The sequence below is a fragment of the Streptomyces sp. NPDC052701 genome (genome assembly GCF_040678355.1).
Lineage (GTDB): Bacteria > Actinomycetota > Actinomycetes > Streptomycetales > Streptomycetaceae > Streptomyces.
Genome location: NZ_JBFATO010000004.1, coordinates 188,365 through 214,477 on the forward strand (window position 1 = coordinate 188,365; position 26,113 = coordinate 214,477).

Annotated in this window: 16 protein-coding genes; all 16 read right to left on the reverse strand. The window is 72.3% G+C overall.

Translation table 11 applies throughout. The features are described from left to right. Positions 1–66: 66 nt before the first annotated feature. The gene (locus tag AB0L29_RS07665; RefSeq protein WP_365824676.1) at positions 67–2,145 is read right to left on the reverse strand and encodes a hypothetical protein; all 2,079 of its coding nucleotides are present in this window, start codon (positions 2,143–2,145) and stop codon (positions 67–69) included. Positions 2,146–2,329: 184 nt separating this feature from the next. Then, on the reverse strand, positions 2,330–3,826 hold the full coding sequence (locus AB0L29_RS07670; RefSeq protein WP_365824404.1) for a bifunctional cytidylyltransferase/SDR family oxidoreductase: 1,497 nt from the start codon (positions 3,824–3,826) through the stop codon (positions 2,330–2,332). Between the two features lie 512 nt (positions 3,827–4,338). Next, the gene (locus AB0L29_RS07675; RefSeq protein ID WP_365824406.1) at positions 4,339–5,898 is read right to left on the reverse strand and encodes an alkaline phosphatase D family protein; all 1,560 of its coding nucleotides are present in this window, start codon (positions 5,896–5,898) and stop codon (positions 4,339–4,341) included. A 212-nt stretch (positions 5,899–6,110) separates the two neighbouring features. Further along, positions 6,111–7,592 carry an FG-GAP and VCBS repeat-containing protein gene (locus tag AB0L29_RS07680; protein WP_365824408.1) on the reverse strand — a complete coding sequence of 494 codons (1,482 nt, stop codon included), beginning with the start codon at positions 7,590–7,592 and terminating at the stop codon, positions 6,111–6,113. Between the two features lie 177 nt (positions 7,593–7,769). Beyond that, positions 7,770–9,206, reverse strand: a complete 1,437-nt coding sequence (gene obgE / locus AB0L29_RS07685) for a GTPase ObgE (RefSeq protein WP_365824410.1) — start codon at positions 9,204–9,206, stop codon at positions 7,770–7,772. A gap of 116 nt (positions 9,207–9,322) precedes the next feature. Further along, positions 9,323–9,577 carry a 50S ribosomal protein L27 gene (rpmA, locus tag AB0L29_RS07690; protein WP_073938528.1) on the reverse strand — a complete coding sequence of 85 codons (255 nt, stop codon included), beginning with the start codon at positions 9,575–9,577 and terminating at the stop codon, positions 9,323–9,325. Between the two features lie 14 nt (positions 9,578–9,591). Beyond that, entirely contained in the window at positions 9,592–9,912 is a 321-nt protein-coding gene (gene rplU, locus AB0L29_RS07695) for a 50S ribosomal protein L21 (protein ID WP_028422127.1), read from the reverse strand. A gap of 263 nt (positions 9,913–10,175) precedes the next feature. Then, positions 10,176–14,630, reverse strand: coding sequence for an Rne/Rng family ribonuclease (locus AB0L29_RS07700; RefSeq protein ID WP_365824412.1), 4,455 nt, complete (start codon positions 14,628–14,630; stop codon positions 10,176–10,178). 259 nt (positions 14,631–14,889) lie between these two features. Further along, the gene (locus tag AB0L29_RS07705) at positions 14,890–15,675 is read right to left on the reverse strand and encodes a TIGR03936 family radical SAM-associated protein (protein WP_365824414.1); all 786 of its coding nucleotides are present in this window, start codon (positions 15,673–15,675) and stop codon (positions 14,890–14,892) included. 46 nt (positions 15,676–15,721) lie between these two features. Continuing rightward, positions 15,722–16,873, reverse strand: a complete 1,152-nt coding sequence (locus AB0L29_RS07710) for a hypothetical protein (RefSeq protein WP_365824415.1) — start codon at positions 16,871–16,873, stop codon at positions 15,722–15,724. Between the two features lie 374 nt (positions 16,874–17,247). Next, on the reverse strand, positions 17,248–19,212 hold the full coding sequence (locus AB0L29_RS07715) for a TIGR03960 family B12-binding radical SAM protein (RefSeq protein ID WP_365824417.1): 1,965 nt from the start codon (positions 19,210–19,212) through the stop codon (positions 17,248–17,250). A 202-nt stretch (positions 19,213–19,414) separates the two neighbouring features. After that, positions 19,415–20,617, reverse strand: a complete 1,203-nt coding sequence (gene rodA, locus AB0L29_RS07720; RefSeq protein ID WP_365824419.1) for a rod shape-determining protein RodA — start codon at positions 20,615–20,617, stop codon at positions 19,415–19,417. Then, on the reverse strand, positions 20,614–22,860 hold the full coding sequence (gene mrdA / locus AB0L29_RS07725) for a penicillin-binding protein 2 (protein WP_365824421.1): 2,247 nt from the start codon (positions 22,858–22,860) through the stop codon (positions 20,614–20,616). Before mrdA ends, rodA begins: the two co-directional genes overlap by 4 nt. 137 nt (positions 22,861–22,997) lie before the next feature. Then, the gene (gene mreD / locus AB0L29_RS07730) at positions 22,998–23,666 is read right to left on the reverse strand and encodes a rod shape-determining protein MreD (protein WP_365824423.1); all 669 of its coding nucleotides are present in this window, start codon (positions 23,664–23,666) and stop codon (positions 22,998–23,000) included. A gap of 13 nt (positions 23,667–23,679) precedes the next feature. After that, complete coding sequence (mreC, locus tag AB0L29_RS07735) at positions 23,680–24,657, reverse strand: rod shape-determining protein MreC (protein ID WP_365824425.1); 978 nt, start codon at positions 24,655–24,657, stop codon at positions 23,680–23,682. 174 nt (positions 24,658–24,831) lie between these two features. Beyond that, positions 24,832–25,851, reverse strand: a complete 1,020-nt coding sequence (locus AB0L29_RS07740) for a rod shape-determining protein (RefSeq protein WP_006133575.1) — start codon at positions 25,849–25,851, stop codon at positions 24,832–24,834. Positions 25,852–26,113 lie beyond the last annotated feature (262 nt).

The following is a 26,113-nucleotide window of genomic DNA, read 5'->3' on the forward strand; positions in this document are numbered from 1 at the left end:
CCGAAAGGGCCCGGCCCCCGAGGAGTTGTCCTCGGGGGCCGAGCCCTGTGCGTACCCGGGGCGGGGTCAGCCCGCGTTCACGCCGTCCGTGTCGCCGGCCGACGCCGCCCGCTGCCCGGGCAGGGCGTCCGCCAGTTCGACGTCCGGGCCTCCGGCCACGATCCGCGTGACCTGGCCGGCGTTGCGCGTCTCGGCCTTCAGGGCGAGGTTCGCGACCGCGGTGTTGAACTGGTCGATGGACTTCGGCTCGTCCGGGCCCAGCAGGTACCGCTTGAGCTCCTTGCGGTCCCCGGCCAGCGGGTCGGAGGCGGGGTCGCGGACCGCGGCGAGCAGCTCGCCCAGCTCGGCCGCGCTGTTGGACAGGATGACCGCGGCGCGCACGGCCGTGTTCTGCCGCTTGAACTCCTCGACGCCGAGCTCCGCGGAGTCGGTGACCGCGTACGGCTTGCCGCTGGCGATGAAGTCGGAGACCACGCTGGAGATGTCGGAGACCATCGCGTCGGAGACGTTGAAGCAGTCGTACAGGCGCGGCTGGGCGCCCGTGATGACGCGGTGCTCCCAGGTGGGGAAGGAACGCCAGTAGGCGGTGTTCCACTCGGCGCGCAGCCGGGCGATCTCCTCGTGCCGGGCCACGTCGACGATGCCGTCGCGGGTGGCCTCGGCCTCGTCGCCCTTGCCGGAGCCGGTGCCGGCCAGCTCGGCGATCCGGGCCTCGATGCGCGCCAGCTCGGCCTCGGCCTGCGCCTGGGCGGCGGCGTCGGCGGTGAAGCGCGGGTCGGCGGCGCGCTCGGCGGCGGCCTTCTCGACCAGGGCGGTGATGCGCTGGTGGGCGGCCTTGGCGTCCTTGCTGCGGGTGCCGGTGAACGGGTGCGGCTTGTACAGGACGCGCACCGGCGGGTCGGCCGTCACCAGGCGGCGGACGATGTTCTCGCCGGCCAGCAGGATGGAGGTGTTGCCCGGGTTGTCGTCCCAGCCCTCCCAGGTGGGGGCGTACAGGACCGTGGGGATGCGCCCGTCGGGGACGCCCTGCCAGGTCTGGATGGGGGCCAGCTGCGGGCGGCCGACCTCGACGATGTCGTCGTCGCGGACGCCGACGTCGGCGATGGCGTAGCGGTCGCGGCCCGCGCGGCCGGCGGTCCACACCTCGTCGTACACCTTGCTGAACGGGTTGACGCTGGCGAGCTTGTCGCTGTCGCCGTGGCCGATGAAGACGTGCTTCATGGTGGGCACGCGCAGCAGGTGGATGTTCTTGCCGACGTTCGCCGCGTACAGCGCGACCCGCACCGTGGACAGGTCCATGTTCATCAGGTGCACCCCTCCGGGCACGCAGACGACGGGGACCGTGGTGGGCGCCAGGTTGTTCAGGATGACGCGCTCGCGCAGGATGATCAGCGGCCTGGAGTCCAGCTGCTCCATGGTCTCCAGCCACATGTTGACCTGGTAGGCGGAGTCCCGGGAGCCGGAGAAGTACAGGACGGTCTCCGGCTGGTACTCGCGCAGCCAGTCGTCGACGGCGGCCAGGACCGTCTCGGCCTTCGGCGGGGTCTTCCCGCCGCGCACGTAGGGCAGGAGCGCCAGGACGTAGCCGGTGCTCAGGACGAGCGTGACGCCGATGCCGACGAATCCGGCGACGGCCGACTCGGTGGCCGCGGAGACCATGATGCCGACGACCGCCGCGAGGTCGAGGTGCAGCATCTTCTCGGCGGAGCGGTGCAGCAGCCGGCGCGGCGGGGCGTCCGGGATGCGGATGCGCGACTTGAGGTCCACGTTCCGAGTGGCGACCGGCATCCGGCGGCGGTTGCGGATCAGGGTGACCAGCGCGCCGTGCGGGGCCTGCAGGCCGTAGAAGGCGATGAAGCAGGCGATGGCCCCGTAGGAGATCAGGTCGTCCGCGAGGGACAGCCGGGCCAGCAGCAGGATCAGCAGCAGCTGCCGGATCAGGAAGCGGATCGACAGACCGGCCCGCACCTTGCTCAGGCGGTTGATCAGGTAGCTGCCCTTGCGGTGCAGATAGTGGTCCGCCAGGTACGTCACGGCGGCCGCGGCCGCGAAGGCGGGGACGCTCGGGACGAGCGCGGCCAGCATGAGGGCGGGGAAGCCCGCCATCATGAGGACCGCCGCGGCCAGCTCGGCCGCGCTGCCCACCCGGGCGACGCGAATAGCGGTGGATATCACGGAGAAACCTGCTCTGGGAGGGGGAGTGCCGGTTTGTTCTTGAATGCGGCTGATCGGTGAATGTGCGAGGTGTACGGATTCAGGCCCCCGCGAACGCCCGGTGAACGGGTGTCCGCAGAGGCCTGAATTACGAAAGTCTATTGACCGTCAATTATTACACGCCGTCCTGACGGTCCAGCACGGAGGCCAGCGCCTGCTCGAAGCCGGACGCCCTGGCCGCGCCCGCCGTCGGGTCCTGCTGGCGGACGTCGATGACGTGGCCGGTCAGCTCGGACAGCAGCACGTCCAGCGAGGTGCGGGCCACGGCCTCGGAGGACAGCAGCGTGCCCGCGGGCTCCTGGCCGAAGGCCTTGGTGCGCATCGGGGTGGCGGTGCGCTCGGGGTTGATGCAGTTGACGCGGATGCCGTCGCCGGCCCACTCGTCGGACAGGGCCTGGGTGAGGTTCACCATCGCGGCCTTGGTCGAGGAGTACAGGCTGTACTCGGCGCGGCCCCGGGTGTAGCTGCTGGAGGTGTACAGCAGCAGCTGGCCCTTGGTCTCGGCCAGGTACTTGTACGAGGAGCGCGCGATCTGCACCGGTGCCAGGTAGTTGACCTTCAGCGCCTCCTCGATGGTGGCGTTGTCGGTCTCGGCGAGCTTCCCTATGCGCAGCACGCCGGCGGTGTTGACGACGTAGTCGATGCGGCCGGTCTCGGCGTACGCCTTGGACAGCGCGTCGTCGACCTCCTCCGGGTTCTCCACGTGCGTGCCGGTGGTGGAGCGGCCCAGCGCGTACACCGTGGCGCCGTAGGACTCGGCGAGCTCGGCGATGTCCTTGCCGATGCCGTAGGAACCGCCGAAGACGACCAGGGTCTTGCCGGTCAGCAGCTCGCGGTAGGCCTCCTCGCCCTTCTGCTCGGGGGCGGCGGTGGAGGCGAGCTGGAAGAGCTTGTCGGCGATGAAGACGTCGACGGGCTGGGTGACCTTCATGTTGTACTCGTCGCCCGCGACGACGTGGATCGGCACGTCCGGCAGGTACTTGAGCACGACCGAGCAGTCGTCCGTGGCCTGGAAGTTGGGGTCGTTCGCGGCGACCTCGTAGGCGCGGCGGATCGTGGACAGCTTGAAGGCCTGCGGGGTCTGGCCGCGGCGCAGGCGGGAGCGGTCCGGGATCTCGGTGATGAACTCGCCGTCCTGGCCGTGGGTGCGCGTGACGATGATGGTGTCCGCGGACGGGATGGCCACGTCGACGGCCTCGTAGCGCTCCAGCGCGGCGACGCAGTCGTCGATGACGCGCTGCGACAGCAGGGGGCGCACGGCGTCGTGGAAGAGGACGTTGAGGTCCTCGCCCTCGGCCAGGCCCTCGCCGAGGGCGGCGATGGCGCGCTCGGTGGTCTCGTTCCGGGTCGAGCCGCCCTCGATGATCTTCTTGACCTTCGTGAACCCGGCCTTGGCGACGATCTTCTCGACGTCGGGCACGTAGCCCGGCGCCATCAGCACGATGACGTCGTCGATCGAGTCGGCCTTCTCGAAGGTGGTCAGGGTGTGCTCGATGACTGCCTTGCCGGCGATCTTCAGCAACTGCTTGGGGATCGACAGACCCACCCGCTGACCGGTGCCGCCGGCCAGGATCACTGCGGTGGTACGGGGCTTGGCTATGTGCTGGGACACAGGTGACCTACCTTGGGGCGACAGGGAACCTGGAAATGGTCCCACTTGTGGTTACCGCAGTGCAAGGTGAGCGACCGTCGCTGCATATGTGCGCGCAACCTGTCATTCACCTCGAACTCCCGGCGAGGGGCAAACGGTTCCGCGGACGCCTCGGCAAATGCTGTGAGTAAGTCCACAGCGCGCCGGGATTGCCGTGCGTGACGCTCCGGGGCCGGCGCCGCCGCGACGGGGTGCCGATCTTCACGTCCCGGGCGTGGGGCCGCACGTGTTCTTCATATGCGTGACCGCGCGCATGACCGCGCCGGTGCGGACGGGCCCGAATAGGGCCCGTCCGGCCGCCCATTGCCCCGGAATTCCTTATTAAGATTCCGCAGCATTTCGGTCTCGGCGAGGGTAAGGGAGCCATTCGCCGTGTCCGGGACCGGCCGCGGGGGATTCTCCGGCGGCCTTGGGGCGGAGCGCGACGGAGCCCGGGACCGCGAGGGGTCCCGGGCTCCGTCGGGCGTGCGCCGTCACACGAGTTCGACGCCGGGCCTGCCCGCCTCCACCCGCAGCCGGGCCAGCGTGCCGGCCGTGGCCTGCGGCTGCCGCACGGTGTCCACGATCCGCACCTGGGCGTCGATGCCGTCGTGCCGGACGTCCAGGAGGTGGTAGCCGCGGTGGGCGTCGATCAGCTTCCAGTGCGGGTTGTCCGGCATGCGCGGCTCCCACTCCCTGCGGAAGGCGGCCTGGTCCTGGTCGCCGTTGCTGGAGATGGAGGTGCCGACGAACTCGGCGCCGACGACGTCCGAGCCGGGGTCGGCGAAGTCCGCCTTCAGGTCGCTGATCATCGTCAGGTGGCGGTCGCCGCTGAGCACCACCGGGTTGCGCACGGACCTGAACCGCTCCAGGAACCGGTTGCGTTCGACCTGGTAGCCGTCCCAGGCGTCGTAGAACCACTGCTTGCCCTCGCCGGCCAGCAGGTCGGTCTCGGCCATCATGATCTGCGAGGCGATCAGGTTCCAGCGGGCGGGCGAGTCCTGCAGCCCGTCCAGCAGCCACTGCCTCTGCTCGGCGCCGAGCATGGTCAGGTCCGGGCTGTGCGCACCGGCCTGGCTGGTGGCCTGGTCGCTGCGGTACTGGCGGGTGTCCAGCACGTTGAGGCGGGCCAGGCGGCCGAACTCCAGGCGGCGGTACATCCGGATGTGCGGGCCGTCCGGGATCGCGGTGGCGCGCACCGGCATGTGCTCGTAGTACGCCTGGTAGGCGGCGGCCAGCCGGGCCGCGAACGCGTCGTGCGGCTGCCGGTCGGGGTCCTGCGGGATCTCGCCGGCGAAGTCGTTGTCGACCTCGTGATCGTCGAAGGTGACCACGAAGGGCGCGTTCGCGTGCATCGCCGCGAGGTCGGGGTCGGTGCGGTACTGGGCGTACCGGTTGCGGTACTGGACCAGGGTGAAGGGCTCGCCGGTGCCCTCGTGGCGGCGCAGGGCGGTGGCCGACGGCGTGGACTCGTAGATGTAGTCGCCGACGAACAGGACGATGTCCGGGTCCTGTTCCCGCATGTCGGCGTAGGGCGTGAAGTAGCCGTGCTGCCAGTTCTGGCAGGAGGCGAGCGCGACGCGCAGGGTGCCGCCGAGGCGGTGGGCGGAGGGCGCGGTGCGCGTGCGGCCGACGGGCGAGAGCTGCCCGTCGGCGCGGAAGCGGTACCAGTACGTGCGGCCCGGGCGCAGGCCGCGTACGTCCGCGTGGACGCTGTGCCCGTACTCGGGCCGGGCCTGGGCGGTGCCCCGGCGGACGACTCTTCTGAACCGGGCGTCCTCCGCGACCTGCCACTCCACCGGGACCACGCGGTCGGGCATGCCGCCGCCGTTCAGCGGGTCGGGGGCGAGCCGGGTCCACAGCACGACGCCGTCCGGCAGCGGGTCCCCGGAGGCGATGCCCAGGCTGAACACGCCGTCGGGCAGGGGGGTTTCGGCCGCGCGGGCGGCGGAGGGCAGCCACAACTGGGCGGAGGCCGCGGCGCCGAGCACCGCGGCTCCGGCGGTCAGAAAGCGGCGTCGGTCGGGCGATACGGCCCCGTTCACTCCGGTCATCGGCGAACTCCCTTGCGTCGCTGGCCCCTTGGACACTGGGAAGCTCATGCTCCCGGGCGGTCGGCCGGTTGAACACAGGAATTCGCGTACATGACAAATGGGCAGACAGCAGGAGACCCGTTGCGGCCCGGGAACATCAGGACGAACGCGGTCCTGCCGCAACGGGTCTCACGGGGCGTCGGCTCCCGCCCGCCGGGGGCCGCCGGGCGAGGTCAGTGGGCGAAGCCCAGACCGAGGCGCGCGCCGGCCCCCGCGGTGCCGAGGACGGTGTGGCCGAAGGCCGTGGTGGCGCCGGGCGTCACCACCGTCGCCGGGCCGGAGCGGAAGGTCCACACCGATCCGGAGCCGGTGTTCTCCCCCGGTGCCCCCACGGCGAGGTCGGCCCGCCCGTCCCGGTTCGCGTCGCCCAGGTGCGCCGACCTGCCGAAGAGGTCGCCCGTCTCGGCGGTGCCCGGCACGCCGGCGGTGTTCTGCGTGACCACCTGGGCGCCCGAGCCGGTCGGGCCGCCCCGGGCGCCCCGCAGGACCACGACCGCGCCCGCGTCGGCCACGCCGCCGAGGTCCTCGTGGGGCACGCCGGTCACGACGTCCTCGCGGCCGTCGCCGTCCACGTCGGCGACCTGGACGTCGGTGCCGAAGCCGTCGCCCTTCTCGGCCGTGCCGGGCACACCGGGGCTGTCCTGGTTGAGGAAGGTGGCCCTGGCGCCGTCGGGACCGCCCGGGGTGCCGGGGATCCAGCTGATCCGGCCGCCCTTGGGGCGCGGGGTGTCCAGGTCGCTGTCGTACCCGTCGACGGCGCGGCCGACCACGATGTCGTCGATGCCGTCGGCGTCGACGTCGCCGATGTCGAGGTTCTCGCCGCCCTGCAGACCGGCGCCGTCGGTGTCGCGCACGATGGTGTACGGGGCGAGTCCGTCCCGGGTGCCCAGCCAGTACAGGACGCGGCGGGCGTCGTACTCGTCGCCGTCGTTCCCGGTGGCGGCCACGTCGGTGACGCCGTCCCCGTCGACGTCGCCCGTGGCCAGGTCGAGGAGGCGGCTGTCGAAGGGGTCCTTCACCACCTGTCCGCCGTGCGCGGTGGAGCCGTCCCGGGCGAAGGGCCCGTTCAGCACCCGCAGGTCGTGCAGGTTCTCCACGGTCACCACGTCCGCGGCACCGTCCGCGTCGACGTCCCCGGCGGCCAGGTGGCCGTGGGCGCCGAGGCCGTCGTGGGCCGCGCCGGTGGCCAGCACCGCACCGCCCGACAGGCCCTTCGGACCGCCCCAGACGACCTCGACCAGCCCGGAGTCGGTGCCCCCGTCCGCGGTGTCCTCACGGCCCACGCCGACGACGAGGTCCGCGTACCCGTCGCGGTCCAGGTCGGCGACGGTCAGCGCGCTGCCGAACTCGTCGTCGGTCTCGGCGCTTCCGGGCACGCCCGCGGTGTTCTGGCTGAACACCTGCCTCGTCGCGGTGCGCAGCCCGTCGGCCGAGCCGTACAGGACGGCCACGTACCCGGCGCCCTTCCTGCCGTCGACGGTCGCGTTCGGCGCCGCCACGGCCAGGTCGGCGTAGCCGTCGCCGTCGAAGTCCTGGCGCACCCCCGCCCCGGCGGGCTGGGCCTGGGCCGTGGGCAGGGCGGTCGCGATGGCGGCGAGCAGGGCGGAGGCGACCACGACGGTACGCCGCGCTGCCCGTCGTACGGGTGTGGACACATCGGCTCCGGGACGTCGGAAGGGCGGTTGACCGCGGCGGGGCCGGGGCCCTCATCCGGACCCCGGATCCTCCTCCGCACGCCCGGTACGACTTCCCGCCCCAGGACTTGGTTGCCCTGGGGCGCTCCGTGGATCTCCCGGGCGTCCACCCGGGAGGGCGCGAAACCCCGGGAAGCCCTAGAACGGCTCGAAGTCGTCGAACTCCCGCTGCAGCTCGTCGCGTTCTGCCTGCCGGTCGCGCCGCCGCTGCGCGGCGGGCCGCACGCCGTCCAGCCGGTGGTCCTCACCGCGCCGCCCGAGCATCTCGGCGCCGGCCATGACGGACGGCTCCCAGTCGAAGACGACCGCGTTCTCCTCGGGCCCGATCGCGACACCGTCGCCGGACCGCGCCCCGGCCTTCATCAGCTCCTCCTCCACCCCGAGCCGGTTGAGCCGGTCCGCGAGGTACCCGACCGCCTCGTCGTTGTTGAAGTCGGTCTGCCGCACCCAGCGCTCGGGCTTCTCGCCGCGCACCCGGTACAGTCCGTCGTCCTCGCGCGTCACGGTGAAGCCCGCGTCGTCGACGGCCTTGGGCCGGATGACGATGCGCGTGGCCTCCTCCTTCGGCTTGGCGGCCCGCGCCCTGCCGACCAGTTCGGCCAGCGCGTACGACAGCTCCTTGAGCCCGATGTGCGCCACCGCCGACACCTCGAAGACCCGGTAGCCCCGCGCCTGGAGGTCCGGCCGCACCATCTCGGCGAGCTCCCGGCCGTCGGGCACGTCGACCTTGTTCAGCACGACGATCCGCGGACGGTCGTCCAGCCCGCCGTACTGCCGCAGCTCCTCCTCGATGACGTCGAGGTCGGACAGCGGATCGCGGTCGGACTCCAGCGTCGCCGTGTCCAGTACGTGCACGAGCACGCTGCACCGCTCGACGTGGCGCAGGAACTCCAGCCCCAGCCCCTTGCCCTGGCTGGCCCCGGGGATCAGCCCGGGCACGTCGGCGATCGTGTACACGGTCGAGCCGGCCGTCACCACGCCGAGGTTGGGGACGAGCGTCGTGAACGGGTAGTCGGCGATCTTCGGCTTGGCGGCGCTCAGCACCGAGATCAGCGAGGACTTGCCCGCGCTCGGATACCCCACCAGCGCCACGTCGGCGACGGTCTTCAACTCCAGGACGACGTCCCGGACGTCCCCCGGCTCGCCGAGCAGCGCGAACCCGGGCGCCTTGCGGCGCGCCGAGGCCAGCGCCGCGTTGCCGAGCCCGCCCCGGCCGCCCTGCGCGGCGACGTACGACGTGCCGTGCCCGACCAGGTCGGCGAGCACGTTGCCCGCCTTGTCGAGCACGACGGTGCCGTCCGGCACGGGCAGGACCAGGTCCTGGCCGTCCTTGCCGGAGCGGTGGCCGCCCTCGCCGGGCTTGCCGTTGGTGGCCTTGCGGTGCGGGGAGTGGTGGTAGTCGAGGAGGGTCGTCACGGACTGGTCGACGGTGAGGATCACGTCGCCGCCGCGCCCGCCGTTGCCGCCGTCGGGCCCGCCCAGCGGCTTGAACTTCTCACGGTGGACGGAGGCACAGCCGTGGCCCCCGTTACCCGCGGCGACGTGCAGCTCGACGCGGTCCACGAAGGTGGTCATGGTTCGGTGCCTCCAGAGACGTAAAAGGGTGTTTCCTGCTTAACACGCGAAAGGCGGACCTGCCTTCCCGACCGGGAAGTGAGGTCCGCCTCGCGAACGTTCGTGGTCGGCCCGGATCAGGCGACCGGAACGATGTTCACGACCTTGCGACCGCGGCTGGTGCCGAACTGCACCGCACCGGCCTGCAGCGCGAACAGCGTGTCGTCGCCGCCACGGCCGACGCCGGCGCCCGGGTGGAAGTGGGTGCCGCGCTGACGGACCAGGATCTCACCCGCGTTGACGACCTGACCGCCGAAGCGCTTCACGCCGAGCCGCTGGGCGTTCGAGTCGCGACCGTTCCGGGTGGACGATGCGCCCTTCTTGTGTGCCATCTCTCCTCAGTCCCTTACTTCGCAGCCGTGGGGATCGACGTGACCTTGATCGCCGTGTACTGCTGGCGGTGGCCCTGACGACGGCGGTAGCCGGTCTTGTTCTTGTAGCGCAGAATGTCGATCTTCTGGCCCTTGTGGTGGTCCACGACCTCGGCCTGGACCTTGATGCCGGCCAGCACCCACGGGTCGCTGGTCACGGAGTCGCCGTCAACGACGAGCAGGGTCGAGAGCTCGACCGTGTCGCCAACCTTGGCAGTGGAAATCTTGTCAACCTCAACGATGTCGCCGACAGCAACCTTGTGCTGGCGACCACCGCTGCGCACGATGGCGTACACGCGGACTCACTCTCTTCGCTCGGGAAACGGCACCCCCGCAGGCCAGCCACCCGCACAGCGGGCGGCCTCTCCGAAGCGCCCGGCGCTCCGGAGGATGAGGTTTACGGGGATGTGGCGCGTCAGGGGACACGCCGACCGACGGTCAAGGTTACGGGCCCGCGGCCGAAGGGGTCAAACCGGGCCGGGCCCCGCGGGCGTGCGGCCGGTCACGCCGGCCGCGGCCCGGGGCGCACGCGGAGTACCCGCGTGCGCCCCGGCGGGCGTCAGCCCTCGTCCGTGGCGGCCGAGACCGACGGTGCGCTCTGCTCCGCCGCCACGGTCTTCTTGGACGCCGTCTTCTTGACGGCGGCCGTCTTGGCGGTCTTGGCCGCCTTCTTGGCCGTCGTCTTCTTGGCGGCCGTCTTCTTCGCCGCCGTCTTCTTGGTGGCGGCCTTCTTCGCCGTGGCCTTCTTGGCGGTCTTGCGGGCCGCCTTCTTGGCCGGAGCCGCCTCCTCGGCGCTCTCCTCGGCGGGCGCCGCGGCGGCCTCCTCGGCGGGCGCCTCCTGCTCGACCGCCGGAGCGGCCGGCGCGGCCTCCTGCGCCGCGCCCTCCAGCCCAGCGCTCTCCTGCGCGGCCTTCTCCTCCGCCGGAGCCTCCTCCGCCGGAGCCGACGGGACGACCAGGACGGCCGCCTCCTCGGGCGCGGTGGGGGTGGTCGGCTTGCGCACGGCGCGGCGGCGCGGACGGGCCGGAGCCACGTCCTCAACCGGGGCGCCGGACGCCTCGGCTCGCTCCGCCGGGGCCTGTTCGGCCTGCGGCTGCGCGGCCGGGGCCGCGCTCTCGGCGACCGTGACCACGGCCGCCTCGGCGCCCGCCGGCGAACCGGCCGGAGCGGACACCTTGCGGGTCGCCCGACGCCGGGTACGGCCCTTCGGCGCGGCTTCCTGCGCGACCTCCTCCGCGGCCGGAGCCGCGGCGGGAGCGGCCTCGGCGGGCGCCTGGGGCGCGGGCGCCTCGACGACCGGGTCCTCGACGGCCGCCGGCTCGGCGTGCGCCTCGGCGGCCGGCTCCGGCCGCACCGGACGCGCGATCTCCTCCTCGGCCGTCACGTCCTGGGCCGTCGGCACCGCGGCCCCGGCCCGAGCCGGCTTCGCCGTCTCGCTCCTGGGCGCGCCCGCCGGGGCCGAGGCCCGCCGGCTCGCCCGGCGCCGCGAACGCCCGCGGCCCGCCGCGGCCTCCGCCTCGGCGGCGCTGCTGTACAGCTCCTCGTCGGGCGCGAAGTCGGGCGCCGGGAGCGCGACCGGCTCGGCCGCCTCCGCGACGACCTCGGCCTCGGTCTCCGCCTCGGCCTCCTGCTCGGCGGTCTCGACGGCGGCCACGGCCTCGTGCTCGTGCGGCTGCTCGGCGGCACCGGCCCGGGCGCGCTTCTTGCGCTTGCCGCCGCCACCGCCCGCGGAGCTCGGCTGCTCCATGTGGACGATGACACCGCGGCCGTTGCAGTGGACGCAGGTCTCGGAGAACGACTCCAGCAGGCCCTGGCCGACCCGCTTGCGGGTCATCTGCACCAGCCCCAGCGAGGTCACCTCGGCGACCTGGTGCTTCGTACGGTCCCGGCCCAGGCACTCCAGCAGGCGCCGCAGCACCAGGTCCCGGTTGGACTCCAGGACCATGTCGATGAAGTCGATGACGATGATGCCGCCGAGGTCGCGCAGCCGCAGCTGGCGCACGATCTCCTCGGCCGCCTCCAGGTTGTTCCTGGTGACCGTCTCCTCGAGGTTGCCGCCCTGACCGGTGAACTTGCCGGTGTTGACGTCGATGACGACCATCGCCTCGGTCCGGTCGATGACCAGCGAACCGCCGCTGGGCAGCCAGACCTTGCGGTCCAGCGCCTTGGCGAGCTGCTCGTCGATCCGGTACGTGGCGAAGACGTCGACCTCGCTCGTCCACTTCTGCAGCCGGCCGGCGAGGTCCGGCGCGACGTGCGAGACGTAGCCGTGGATGGTCTGCCAGGCGTCGTCGCCGCTGACGATGACCTTGGAGAAGTCCTCGTTGAAGATGTCGCGCACGACCCGGACGGTCATGTCCGGCTCGCCGTACAGCAGCGTCGGCGCGTTGCCGTTCCTGGCCTTCTTCTGGATCTCCTCCCACTGCGCCTGCAGCCGCTCCACGTCCCGGCGCAGCTCCTCCTCGCTCGCGCCCTCGGCGGCGGTGCGCACGATGACGCCCGCGTCCTCGGGGACGATCTTCTTGAGGATGGTCTTCAGCCGGGACCGCTCGGTGTCGGGCAGCTTGCGGCTGATGCCGGTCATCGACCCCTCGGGCACGTACACGAGGTAGCGGCCCGGGAGGGAGACCTGGCTGGTCAGACGGGCGCCCTTGTGCCCGATCGGGTCCTTGGTGACCTGGACGAGGACCGGCTGGCCCGACTTCAGGGCGGACTCGATGCGGCGCGGGCCGTTGGCCATGCCCAGCGCCTCGAAGTTCACCTCACCGGCGTACAGGACGGCGTTGCGTCCCTTGCCGATGTCGATGAAGGCGGCCTCCATCGACGGCAGCACGTTCTGCACCTTGCCGAGGTAGACGTTCCCGACGTACGAGACCGCCTGCTCCTTGTTGACGTAGTGCTCGACGAGCACGCCGTCCTCCAGGACGCCGATCTGGGTGCGGTCGCCGTTCTGCCGGACGACCATCACGCGCTCGACGGCCTCGCGGCGGGCCAGGAACTCGGCCTCGGTGATGATCGGGACGCGGCGGCGGCCCTGCTCACGGCCCTCGCGGCGACGCTGCTTCTTGGCCTCCAGGCGGGTCGAGCCCTTGATGGACTGCACCTCGTCGGACGGCTCGGCGGCCTTGCGCGGCTCGCGCACCTTGACGACGGTCCGCTCGGGGTCGTCGGTCGACGGCTCGGCGTCGGCAGCCGCGTCACCGGCGCGGCGGCGCCGGCGCCGGCGCCGGCGGCTGCTGCTGGAACCGGTCCCGCCGGCGGCCTGCTCGCGGTCCTCGGCCGACTCCTCGGCCTCGCCGTCCTCGGCGTCCTCCTCGGCGGTGTCCTCGGCGTCCTGGGCGGCCTGCCCGGCGGCGAGCCGCTCGAAGTCGCCGTCCGACTCGCCGTCCTCGGTGTCGGCCTCGGCGGACTCGCCGCGGCGACGGCGGCGCCCGCCACGGCGACGGCGGCGGCGCGACCCGGCCCCCTCGGTCTCCTCCTGGTCCTCGTCGTCACCGGCGTGGTCCTCGGCCGGCTCCTCGGTCTCCTCCTCGTCCGCCTCGTCCTCGGCGGGCTCGGCGGACTCGACGGGCTCGGCGGTCCGGGCCTCGGCCTCCTCGTCGTGGCCGGAGCCCCGGCGGCGGCGACGGCGGCGCGCCCCGGTGGGCTGCTCCTCCGGGAACTCCTCGGTCTCCTCCGTCTCCTCGACCTCGACGGCCTCCGCCGCGGCCTCGGCGGCGGCCCGCTCCGGGGTCTGGAACCTCGGCTCGGTGAACACCGGCGGCTGGAAGACCGCGACGGCGGGCCGCGACGGGCGCGGCACCTCGGGCTCGGCGGCCCGGGCGGCGGGCCGCGCGGGCTCGGCGAACCCGGTGGCGGCCCGGCGCACGACCCGGCGGCGACGGCGCGGAGCGGCCTCCTCGGCGGCGGGCGCCTCGGCGGGGGAAGCGGCCTGGCCGGGGGCGGACGTCTCGGGCGTCTCGGTCACGGGGGTGTTCGCCTCCTCGGCGGACGAGGAGGTCGCGGCGGCCTCGGCGGGCGCCGCGTCGGCACCGGCGTCGGCGCTCCCGGCCGACGCGGCCGGCTCGGCCACGCGCCGCGTGGTCCGGCGACGGGTACGACGCGGAGCGGCGTCCTCGCCGCTCTCGGCGGCCTGGCCCGTCCGCGCGGTCTCGGCGGTCTCGGCGGTCTCGCCGGACGCGACGGCTTCCGGCGCCTGGGCGGCGGTCACGGGGTCCTTCGCCTCGGTGCTCCCGGCCGCGGCCGGGGCCTCGGCGGACTCGGCCGGAGCGGGTGCGCCGGCGGGCGCGGCCACACGGCGCGTGGTCCGGCGACGGGTACGACGCGGAGCGTCGTCCTCGGCGGCCTCGGCAGCGGACTCGGCGTTCCCGGTCGCCGCGGCGGCCGCCGGGGTGCTCCCGTCGGCGGCCGGCGCCGCGGTCGGCGAGGACACGGTGCGTGTGGCACGGCGCCGGGCGCGTCGAGGAGCGGCGTCCTCGACGGCTTCGGGGGCCTCGGCGGCCTGCGCGGGCGCGGACGCCCCGGCCGGCTCCGACGCCCCGGCGGCGGCCGGAGCGGGCTCGGTCACCGGGACGACGGTCTCGGCCGCCTCCGCCGGCGCGGCGGGCGCGGCGGCGCGGCGGACCACACGACGACGCCGGCGACCGGCGGGCGCGGCCTCCTCGTCGGCCGCGGTACCGGCCTCCGCGGCGGCCTTCTCGGCCCGCGTCGCCCGGTCCTGCCGGTCCTGGTCTTCCTTCTCCTCGGCCGTCAGGGCCTCCGGAGCGGTCTCCTCGACCGGTGCGGCCGCCGCGGCGTCCTGCGCCGCCCCGGTCTCCTCGGTCTCCTCGGTGACGTCCGTCCCGACGGACTCCGCGGCCGGTATGGCCGGCGTCACGGTCTCCACCGGCGCGTCCGAGGTGGTGGCCGGCGGTCCCGCCGGACGGGACGCGGCACGCCGTCGCCTACGCGGCGGCAGGGTGTCGCTCGGGCTGATCGGTTCGGAACCCTCGGTGGGTTCGGTCGGTTCGAGCATGCGGGCGTTTCTCCCGTCAGGCTCCCGGGCGCCGCGCCTGGTCCGGCGATGCCGGTGACGTCCGCGGCTCGCGCGGTGCGCGGATGCCGCCGTCCGGGGCGCGGGCGCCGCACGGGAGCTCTCTGTGTCCTGTCTCGCCGGTTCCGTACGCCGAATGCGTACGGCCTGGCGAAAGTCTTCTGGTCGGTGCGCTGCCCGACCCAGGTGGCTCCCGAGGTCGAGGGCGGCGCTACGGCGCCCGTCCTACGCGGGACCTTCCTTACGCCGGCGCCGTCGCGGCGGCAGTGGCGCCGGCCGTGTGCGGCTCGGTCGCTGCTGCCTCGCGGTCGGGCGCGAGCGGGTCGGTCACCGTGCCGGTCTCTTCATCGAACAGCCCCTGCGCCAGCCTGGTCACCGCTGCGGGGACCGGCGGCGCCAGGTCGGCCACGGCGCTGAGACCGGACAGGACGTCGTCGGGTCGTACGGCAGGCGTCACGTGCCGAACAACCAGCCGCAGTATCGCACAGGGCTGGTCGGTCGGCCTATCAGCCCGCGAACTGTGCGTTTCCGCGCTGTCGAGGCTTTCCAGGCCCACGACGGCGGACCGGGCGTCGAAGGTGCGCACGCCGTTCTTGGTCAGACGCTGCACCTCGACCGTCTCGGCCGCGTTGAAGGCCCGCACCGCGCTCCGGGCCTGTGCCGGGTCCACGCCGTCCAGCCGCAGCTCCCAGACGGAGGCCGTCAGCCGGTCGGCGAGCCCCGGGGTCCGGGCCTCGACCGCCTCGATGACGTCGAGCCCGGCGGGCAGCGACTCGTCGAGGAGGACACGCAACTGCTCCGGGTCACGCGGCTCGGTGAGCGCGATCTCCAGATACTCCGCCTCACTGCCCGTGCCGGTGGGTGCGGCATTGGCGTACGACACCTTCGGGTGCGGTGTGAACCCCGCCGAGTAGGCCATCGGCACCTCGGCACGGCGCAGCGCACGCTCGAAGGCGCGCTGGAAGTCACGGTGGCTGGTGAACCGGAGGCGGCCGCGCTTGGTGTAGCGCAGTCGAATGCGCTGCACCGCGGGTGCGGGCGGCGGGCCTTCGGGCTGTCGCTTGCCCAGTGTCCTAGTCCTTCGTGAGAGCGGTCGTACTGCTACCAAGAGTACGTGTCTCGCGGCCGGTGGGTTCCCGCCGGCTCACGAGCCGTGGTTCTCGCGGTTCCCCGGACAGCAGCCGCCTAACGTCGGCGCGCGCCCTCCGCGCCGATTCCCGGGCGGAGGCCAGGGCCTGCCGGGCGGCCCGCCCCGCACCGCGCGCGGCCTCGGCGGCGGGCCGCAGGACCGTGTCCCCGATGAAGCGCCCCGCCGGGGCCAGCACACTGCGGTGGACCCACCGCGCCGGTTCCACGAGAACCCACCGGAAGAGGGTCGCGAGGAACCTCCCGACGGCGAGCGAGACGTGCCCCGCGATCCGCCAGGCGTGCCCGAGGGCGTCCCAGACCTCCCGGCCGATCACGGCGAGGACACGGCCGACGGGTGCGAGGACCCGGCGCCGGACGGCGAGCGCGGGCAGCACGAACAGGACCCGGGCGATCCAGTACAGGGCGCCACCGACACCGGTGACGATCGTGCCCACCAGCCACAGGAGCCCCCTCGCGCACCACACCGCGGCCCGCCCGGCCGGCGCGAGAACCCACTGGTACAGCCACACCGCGGGCACGACGACGAGGTACCGCAGAAGCCGGGCCACGGCCGTGGACACACCCGTGCCGACCGCCGCGAGCACGGCGCCCAGCCCCTTCAGCACCCACAGCGCCCCGTGCCCGGCCGGCGTGAGCACACGCGCGTACACCCACGCCGACGCGCTCCCGACACCCCGCCCGGCCCACGCCAGGGCATGCCCCAGCGGCGTCAGCACATACCGGTGGACCCGGACGAGGGGCACGACGACCAGCACGTTCCCGAGCCGGGCGAGTGCCCTGCCGACGGGCACGACGACGTAGCGCCACAGGCCCACGGACGGCCGGACGAAGAGCGCCCGCCCGAGCCGCGGCAGTGCCCGCCCCAGCGGCCCGAGCACCGCGTCGTTCAGCACCCGCCCCCCGAACACGAGCGCGTCCCACCCCATCCGCACCGGCACCACCAGCACGAGGACCACGATCCGCACCGGGACGCGGATCGCGACGGCCAGACGTCCCTCGGGCGACGCCTGGCGCGCCGGCGGTGCGGGCGGTCGGGACCGAGGGAGGGGCTCGGCGGCGGGCTTGTACAGGTCCATACCGGCATGGACGCACCGGTGCCCCGCGCGGATCCCGCACCGCGGGCACCGGACCTCACCTTTCGGTCAGGACCCGCGCGCGTACGGCGGACTTCGCTCCGCTTCGACGCCGTGGTCCCGGACGAGCTGCTCCAGACCCCGCGGACGCCGCTGAGCCCCCTCCGCGTCGAAGAGGGCTCCCACAGCCGCCGGAGGGTCTCGGGCCCACTCCGGCTCCGGGTGGATGTCCGAGGCTCCTCGGGGGCCCGGTGGAGAGGTACGAGGTCCGGTCTGCCGCGCCGGCTGCCGACGGCTCGAGGCCCCGGCGGCGGCCACCTCGCCCCCGCTCACCCCGCCAGGGCCCCGCTCACGCCCGGTCGGGCGACTCGCTCACCTCAGTGCGTGTGACCGCTCGGCGCCGGCGCCGCGTTCTTCACCGTCAGCGGCAGCAGCTTCTTGCCCGTCGGGCCGATCTGGATGTGGGTGTCCATCTGAGGACAGACCCCGCAGTCGAAGCACGGCGTCCACCGGCAGTCCTCGACCTCCGTCTCGTCGAGGGCGTCCTGCCAGTCCTCCCAGAGCCAGTCCTTGTCGAGGCCGGAGTCGAGGTGGTCCCAGGGCAGGACCTCCTCGTAGGTGCGCTCGCGGGTGGTGTACCAGTCGACGTCGACGCCGTAGGGCGCGAGCGCCTTGTCGGCGCACTGCATCCAGCGGTCGTAGGAGAAGTGCTCGCGCCAGCCGTCGAAGCGGCCGCCGTCCTCGTAGACGGCCCGGATGACCGCGCCGATCCGGCGGTCGCCGCGCGAGAGCAGGCCCTCGACGATGCCGGGCTTGCCGTCGTGGTAGCGGAAGCCGATGGAGCGGCCGTACTTCTTGTCGGCGCGGATCTTGTCGCGGAGCTTGGCCAGCCGGGCGTCGGTCTCCTCGGCGGACAGCTGCGGCGCCCACTGGAACGGGGTGTGCGGCTTGGGGACGAAACCGCCGATCGAGACCGTGCAGCGGATGTCGTTCGAGCCGGAGACCTCGCGGCCCTTCTGGATCACGCGGGTCGCCATGTCGGCGATCTGGAGGACGTCCTCGTCGGTCTCCGTCGGCAGGCCGCACATGAAGTACAGCTTCACCTGGCGCCAGCCGTTGCCGTAGGCGGTGGCGACCGTACGGATCAGGTCCTCTTCCGAGACCATCTTGTTGATGACCTTGCGGATGCGCTCGGAGCCGCCCTCGGGGGCGAAGGTCAGGCCGGAGCGGCGGCCGTTCCTCGTCAGCTCGTTGGCCAGGTCGATGTTGAAGGCGTCGACGCGGGTGGAGGGGAGCGACAGGCCGATCTTGTCGTCCTCGTAGCGGTCCGCCAGGCCCTTGGCGATGTCTCCGATCTCCGAGTGGTCCGCGGAGGAGAGGGACAGCAGGCCGACCTCTTCGAAGCCGGTCGCCTTGAGGCCCTTGTCGACCATCTCGCCGATGCCGGTGATCGAGCGCTCGCGCACCGGGCGGGTGATCATGCCGGCCTGGCAGAAGCGGCAGCCGCGGGTGCAGCCGCGGAAGATCTCCACCGACATGCGCTCGTGGACCGTCTCGGCGAGCGGGACCAGCGGCTGCTTGGGGTAGGGCCACTCGTCCAGGTCCATCACCGTGTGCTTCGACACGCGCCACGGGACGCCGGAGCGGTTGGGGACGACACGGGCGATGCGGCCGTCCGGGAGGTACTCGACGTCGTAGAAGCCGGGGACGTACACCCCGCCCGTCTTGGCCAGGCGGAGCAGGAGTTCCTCGCGGCCGCCGGGGCGGCCCTCCGCCTTCCAGGCGCGGATGATCGCCGTGACCTCCAGGACCGCCTGCTCGCCGTCGCCGATGACCGCGCAGTCGATGAAGTCCGCGATCGGCTCGGGGTTGAACGCGGCGTGGCCGCCGGCCATGACGATCGGGTCGTCGACCGTGCGGTCCCGGGCCTCCAGCGGGATGCCCGCGAGGTCCAGGGCCGTCAGCATGTTGGTGTAGCCGAGCTCGGTGGAGAAGCTCAGGCCCAGCACGTCGAAGGCCTTGACCGGGCGGTGGCTGTCCACCGTGAACTGGGGGACGCCGTGCTCCCGCATCAGCGCCTCCAGGTCCGGCCAGACGCTGTAGGTGCGCTCGGCGAGGACGCCCTCCTGCTCGTTGAGGACCTCGTAGAGGATCATGACGCCCTGGTTGGGCAGTCCGACCTCGTAGGCGTCGGGGTACATCAGGGCCCAGCGCACGTCACAGGAGTTCCAGTCCTTGACCGTGGAGTTGAGCTCTCCGCCGACGTACTGGATCGGCTTCTGCACATGCGGGAGCAGAGCTTCGAGCTGTGGGAACACAGACTCGGCGGCTTCGGCAGGCATCTCGCGGAACCTTCGTGTGCTGGCTGGGGTCCCCCCGGCCGGATGCTGGGGGCGGGTGACCATCTAGCCTAACGCGGCCGAAGAGGTCCCCCGTACGCCTCACCGGCGCGCCCCCGTCCGTACGCCCGTGTCCGGTGTCCGCCGCGGGCCGGACGCGGGCGGTACGGGGACGGGCGGCGCGGGGCCGTGCCCGGCCCCGCGCTCACGCCGACAGCGGCCGCTGCACCCTGATCGACTGCAGCAGTCCGACCGCTATCCACACCGCGAACATCGACGAACCGCCGTAGGACACGAACGGCAGCGGCAGGCCGGTGACCGGCATGATGCCGAGCGTCATGCCGATGTTCTCGAACGTCTGGAAGGCGAACCAGGCGACGATGCCGGCGGCGACGATCGTGCCGTACAGGTCGGTCGTGTCCCGGGCGATGCTGCAGGCCCGCCACAGCAGGACGCCGAGCAGGAGGATGATCAGTCCGCCGCCGACGAAGCCCAGTTCCTCGCCCGCGACCGTGAAGACGAAGTCGGTCTGCTGCTCGGGCACGAACTGGCCGGTGGTCTGCGAGCCGTGGAACAGCCCGGCCCCGGTCAGGCCGCCGGAACCGATGGCGATGCGGGCCTGGTTGGTGTTGTAGCCGACGCCCGCGGGGTCCAGCTCGGGGTTGGCGAAGGCGGCGAAGCGGTTGATCTGGTACTCGTCGAGCACGCCGAGCTGCCAGACGGTGATCGCGCCGATCAGGCCGGCGCCGATCAGGCCGAACACCCACCGGTTGGAGGCGCCGGAGGCGAGCAGCACGCCGAGGACGATGACCACCATGACCATGACCGAGCCGAGGTCGGGCATGAGCATCACGATCAGCATGGGCACGACCGCCAGGCCGAGGGCCTGCAGGACGGTGCGGTGGTCGGGGTACTGCTTGTCGCCCGCGTCGACCCGGGCCGCCAGCAGCATCGCCATGCCCAGGATGATCGTGACCTTCACGAACTCCGAGGGCTGGAGCGAGAAGCCGCCCCCGATCTGGATCCACGAGTGGGCGCCGTTGATGGTGGAGCCGAGCGGGGTGAGCACCAGCAGGATCAAGAGGACCGAGAGGCCGTAGAGGATCGGTACGGCGGTGCGCAGGGTGCGGTGGCCGAGCCAGACCGTGCCGATCATCAGGGCGAGTCCGATGCCGGTGTTCAGCAGGTGCCGGACCAGGAAGTAGTACGGGTCGCCCTGGTTGAGCTCGGTGCGGTTGCGGGTCGCCGAGTAGACCAGGAGCGAGCCGAGCAGCGACAGGGCCGTCGCCGACAGCAGGATCGGCCAGTCGAGCCTGCGGGCCACCGCGTCGCGGGCGAAGACCCGCGTCCAGCCGGAGCGCTCGGGGCCGTACCCGGAGACCTGGAAGCTGTTCACGCCGCCGGTCATGTCGTCGGCCTCCGGCTTCCCCGCCCGCGCCGTCGCCTGCGGGTGTCGCGGTTCTCCGGGGTCGGCGGGGCCGCCGTCGCCGGCTGCTGCGGGTCGCCCGGGGCGTTCTCGTCCTTCTTGGTGGCCTGCTGGTCCTTGGCCGGGTCCTTGGAGATCTTCGGGGCGGTGATGGTGCCGTCCGTCCTGACCTTGGGCAGGGTCTTCTGGGGGGTGGGCAGCAGGGCCTTCTTCTTGTCGATCTCGCCGTCCGGGGAGACGCCGTACAGCGCGTTGTAGATGTTGCGGACGGCCGGGCCCGAGGCGCCGGAGCCGGTACCGCCCTGGGAGATCGTCATGACGATCGCGTAGTCCTTGGTGTACGTGGCGAACCACGAGGTGGTCTGCTTGCCGTAGACCTCGGCCGTACCCGTCTTGGCGTGCATCGGGATCTTGTCCTGCGGCCAGCCGCCGAACCGCCAGGCGGCCGTACCGCGGGTGGCGACTCCCGCGAGGGCTTCGTCTATCTCGTCGCGCGTCTTCTGCGTCATCGGCAGCTTGCCGTGCGGCGTCGGCTTGATCGGCGTGACGTGCTTGCCGTCGGCGCTGATGACGGCCTTGCCGACGGTGGGGGTGTAGAGGGTGCCGCCGTTGGAGATGGCCGCGTAGATGGTGGCCATCTGGATGGGGGTGACGAGGGTGTCGCCCTGGCCGATGGAGTAGTTGACGGAGTCACCGGCGCGCAGGCGGTTGCCCTCGAGGCAGTTCTCGTAGGCGATGCGCTGGGCGTAGTCGCCGTCCTTCTTGCCGGTCCTGCACCAGGCGTCCTTGTTGGCCTTCCAGTAGTTCTGCTTCCACTGGCGGTCGGGGACGCGGCCGGTGACCTCGTTGGGCAGGTCGATGCCGGTCTCCTTGCCGAGGCCGAACTGGTGGGCGGTCTTGTAGAACCAGTCCTTGGCGTTCTTCTTCGGCTTGGTGCCGCCGTCGCGCTTCCACTCCTCGTGGGAGAGGCGGTAGAAGACGGTGTCGCAGGAGACCTCCAGGGCCCGGCCGAGGCTGATCGGGCCGTGGTTCTGCGACTCGAAGTTCTTGAAGACCTGGCCGCCGATGGAGTACGAGCTGGAGCAGTTGTAGGGGCCGTCGAAGGAGTAGCCGGCGTTGACGGCGGCGGCCGTCGGGATGACCTTGAAGATCGAGCCGGGCGCCGACTGGCCCTGGATGGCGCGGTTGAGCAGCGGGTAGTTGGACTTCTTGCCGGTGAGCCTGGCGTAGTCCTTGGCGGAGATGCCGCCGACCCAGGCGTTCGGGTCGTACGTCGGGTTGGACGCCATGGCGACGACCCGCCCGGTCCTGGCCTCCATGACGACGACGGCGCCGGAGTCGGCCTTGTAGTTCGTGCCGGTGTTGCGGTCGTGCTCCAGGCGGGCCTTCTTCATCGCCTCGTTCAGCTCGTACTCGGCGATCCGCTGGACGCGGGCGTCGATGCTGGTGACGAGGTTGTCGCCGGGCCGGGCGGGGTCGGCCTCCGCCTGGCCGATGACCCGGCCGAGGTTGTCGACCTCGTAGCGGGTGACGCCGGCCTTGCCGCGCAGCCGCTTGTCGTACTGGCGTTCCAGGCCGGACCGGCCGACCTGGTCGGAGCGCAGGTAGGGCGAGTCGGTGTCCTTGGCCTGCTGGATCTCCTCGTCGGTGACGGGCGACAGGTAGCCGAGGACCTGGGCGGTGTTGGCCTTGCCTGGGCTCGGGTAGCGGCGCACGGCCTGCGGTTCGGCGGTGATGCCGGGGAAGTCCTCGGCGCGTTCACGGATCTGCAGGGCCTGCTTGGGGGTGGCCTCGTCGGTGATGGGGATCGGCTGGTAGGGCGAGCCGTTCCAGCACGGCTGGGGCGTCTTGGCGTCGCACAGCCGGACCTTCTCCATGACCTCCTCGGGGGTCATGCCCAGGACGCCGGCGAGCTTGGTGAGGACGGCCTTGCCGTCGTCCTTCATCTTCAGCAGGTCGGTGCGGGAGGCGGAGACGACGAGGCGGGTCTCGTTGTCGGCGAGGGCCACTCCGCGCGCGTCCAGGATCGAGCCACGGACGGCGGGCTGGACGACCTGCTGGACGTGGTTGCCGGAGGCCTCCTTCGCGTAGGCCTCGCCCTCGCGGATCTGCAGGTACCACAGGCGTCCGGCGAGGGTGCCCAGGAGGGAGAGGACGAGGATCTGGATGACGACGAGCCGGATCTGGACCCGTGGACTGCGCCCGGTCTCGGGAATGTTGGTCACTGCGACTGCCTCCCCCTCTCAGTGCGCGTACAGGTGTGCGGGTGCGGACGATGTGTTCGTGCGGACGAGTGGGGAACGGCCGGCTCGCGGTGCGGGGTTCCTCCCGCCCTCACCCGTTCCGGTGAACTTTCCTGCGGTCACAGCCGCTTGACCCCCTTGATGCGCCCGGCGCGCGCTCCCCGCGCCCGGGCCGCCTTCACCCGCAGGCCGTTGCGCTGGCCGCCGATCCTGAGTCCCGTGCCGCCGGCGAGCCAGCCGGAGGAGATGTCGGTGGTCTTGGCGGAGGTGGTCTCCGCGAGCGGGTCGTTCTCGGCGCGCCGGGCCAGCGCCATGATGCCCGGCACGACGAACGGGGCGAGCAGCAGGTCGTACAGGGCGGCCGTGAACAGCAGGCCGCCGAGGCCGACGTGGCGGGCGGCGGTGTCGCCGACGAGGGCGCCGACCCCGGCGTACAGCAGGGTCGAGCCGACGGCGGCGGCGACCACCACGACCATGGGGCCGGTGGCCGACTTCAGCTGGCCGTTCTCGGGTTTCGCCAGGCCCGCGAGGTAGCCGATGACGCACAGCACCAGCGCGTAGCGGCCGGCCGCGTGGTCGGCGGGCGGGGCGAAGTCGGCGAGCAGGCCGGCGCCGAAGCCGACGAGGGCGCCGCCGACGTGCCCGTACACCAGCGCGAGGCCGAGGACGGTGAGCAGCAGCAGGTCGGGCACGGCCCCCGGCAGGTGCAGGCGGGCCAGGACGCACACCTGGATCACCAGGGCGACGACGACCAGGGACGAGGAGAGCAGGATCCGGTTGACGCGCATGGGCTGACAGCTCCTACTGCTCTTGGGGGGACTGGCCGTCGGCGGGCTGGGACGGTCCGTCGGCGGGTGCCTCGGGGTCTTGGGCGCCCGGGGTCACGGTCACCGTCACGGTGGGCCTGGGGGCCGGCTGGGGCTTCTTCGGCAGCACCGTGTCGCGCGGGTCCTTCTCCGGGGCCTGGACGACGACGCCGACGATGTCGAGCCGGGTGAAACTGACGTACGGCGTGACGTACAGGGTGCGGGTCAGGTCGCCGCCGGAGGGGTCGACGCGGGAGACGACGCCGACGGGCACGCCGGGCACGAACGGCCGGTCGGCCTGCGAACCGAAGGTGACGAGCCGGTCGCCCTTCTTCACCTCGGCCTTGCCGTTGAGGAGTTCGACGCGCAGCGGGCGGTCGCCCTGCCCGGAGGCGAAGCCGAGTTCGTCGCTGCCCTCCATCCGGGTGCCGACGGTGAAGTCGGGGTCGCTGGCGAGCAGCACGGTCGCGGTGTCGGGCCCGACGGTCGTCACGCGGCCCACCAGCCCGTCGCCGTTGAGGACGGTCATGTCGCGCTTGATGCCGTCGTTGGCGCCGACGTCGATGGTGATGGTCCAGGAGAAGCCCTGCGCCGCTCCTATGGCGATGACCTCGGCGCCCTTGATGCCGTACCGGCCCTCGCCGGCGACCTTCAGCATCTTGTCGAGCTGCTTGAGGCGGCTGCGGCTGCGGTCGTCGCTGCCGAGCCTGGCCTTCAGAGCCGCGTTCTCCCTCTCCAGCCGGGCCAGCCGGTCGTGCCGCTCGCCGGAGTCGCGGATCGCGGAGACGGCGTTGCCGACCGGGTCGACCGCGCTGGACACCCCGTTCTCGATCGGCCCGAACACCGAGGCCGCGGCCCGCCGGGCACCGTCGACCGGTGAGTCCTCCCCACCGCGGATGTCCACCGTGATCAGCGCGAACGCGATGGCGATCAGCAGCACCAGGAGCAGCCGGCTCTCTCGTGTGTCCCTCACGTGCGGCGGCCGTGCCTTCCTCGTCGAGAACGGGTATGAGGTGTCGAAATGTTCAGCTAAGGGGGGCCGGGAGGACGCGGAGCGCGAAGCCCGTCGGGCGGAGCCTGTGCCTCCAGGTCAACGATCCGCCGTACGGGAGGAGATCGTCCCGTACGGCGGAGGCGAAGGGATGCGTCATCTGCGCGGCTGGGCGTCCAGCACCTGCTGGAGCGCCTCGAACTCCTCGACGCACTTGCCGGAGCCGAGCGCCACGCTGTCCAGCGGGTCCTCCGCGATGTGGATCGGCATGCCGGTCTCGCGCCGCAGCCGTTCGTCGAGCCCGCGCAGCAGCGCTCCGCCGCCGGTCAGAACGATGCCCCTGTCCATGATGTCGCCGGACAGCTCCGGCGGGCACTTGTCGAGGGTCGTCTTGACGGCGTCGACGATGGCGTTGACGGGCTCCTCGATCGCCTTGCGCACCTCGGCGGCGGAGATGACGACGGTCTTCGGCAGTCCGGAGACGAGGTCCCGGCCGCGGATTTCGGTGTGCTCGTCGGTGTCGAGGTCGTACGCCGAACCGATCGTGATCTTGATCTGTTCGGCCGTCCGCTCACCCAGCAGGAGGGAGTACTCCTTCTTGATGTGCTGGATGATCGCGTTGTCCAGTTCGTCGCCCGCCACGCGGATGGACTGGGCGGTGACGATGCCGCCGAGGGAGATGACCGCGACCTCCGTGGTGCCGCCGCCGATGTCGACCACCATGTTGCCCGTGGCCTCGTGGACCGGCAGGCCGGAGCCGATGGCCGCCGCCATGGGCTCCTCGATGATGTGCACCTGGCGGGCGCCGGCCTGGGACGACGCCTCGATGACGGCGCGGCGCTCGACGCCGGTGATGCCCGAGGGCACACAGACGACGACCCGCGGACGGGCCAGGTACCTCCGCTTGTGGATCTTCAGGATGAAGTAGCGGAGCATCCGCTCGGTGATCTCGAAGTCGGCGATGACGCCGTCCTTCAGCGGACGCACGGCAACGATGTTGCCGGGCGTGCGCCCGATCATCTTCTTCGCTTCGGCGCCGACCGCGAGGATGCCGCCGGTGTTGGTGTTGATCGCGACGACGGACGGCTCGTTGAGTACGATCCCGCGACCCCTGACGTACACCAGCGTGTTGGCGGTCCCGAGGTCGACAGCCATGTCACGGCCGATGAACGACATTGAGTTCCCCATCAGGATTCGTCTGGCCTACCCGCAAGCTTTTGAGGGCTTTTCAGGTCGGCGAGGTGGGTGCTGTGACGTGAAGGCTTCCATCGTAGACGCGCCTTCGCGAACACTGCGGGAGGGTCCTGGCCATTGTCATCAGATGCCGCACGCGTCCGCTTCTGGAGACGGGCGTTCGGGGACACTCGTTCCCTCGATCGCCACGGCATATGCCAGGAAGTCCGGGGACGTGCGCTGCCGTGTCCCCGGACCCGCCGTA

Excerpts from the sequence above, each read along its gene's own strand:
- AB0L29_RS07675 (WP_365824406.1), bottom strand. The coding sequence starts at position 5,898 with ATGACCGGAGTGAACGGGGCCGTATCGCCCGACCGACGCCGCTTTCTG.
- obgE (WP_365824410.1), bottom strand. The coding sequence starts at position 9,206 with ATGACCACCTTCGTGGACCGCGTCGAGCTGCACGTCGCCGCGGGTAAC.
- rpmA (WP_073938528.1), bottom strand. The coding sequence starts at position 9,577 with ATGGCACACAAGAAGGGCGCATCGTCCACCCGGAACGGTCGCGACTCG.
- AB0L29_RS07700 (WP_365824412.1), bottom strand. The coding sequence starts at position 14,630 with ATGCTCGAACCGACCGAACCCACCGAGGGTTCCGAACCGATCAGCCCG.
- AB0L29_RS07710 (WP_365824415.1), bottom strand. The coding sequence starts at position 16,873 with ATGGACCTGTACAAGCCCGCCGCCGAGCCCCTCCCTCGGTCCCGACCG.
- AB0L29_RS07715 (WP_365824417.1), bottom strand. The coding sequence starts at position 19,212 with ATGCCTGCCGAAGCCGCCGAGTCTGTGTTCCCACAGCTCGAAGCTCTG.
- rodA (WP_365824419.1), bottom strand. The coding sequence starts at position 20,617 with ATGACCGGCGGCGTGAACAGCTTCCAGGTCTCCGGGTACGGCCCCGAG.
- mreD (WP_365824423.1), bottom strand. The coding sequence starts at position 23,666 with ATGCGCGTCAACCGGATCCTGCTCTCCTCGTCCCTGGTCGTCGTCGCC.
- AB0L29_RS07740 (WP_006133575.1), bottom strand. The coding sequence starts at position 25,851 with ATGTCGTTCATCGGCCGTGACATGGCTGTCGACCTCGGGACCGCCAAC.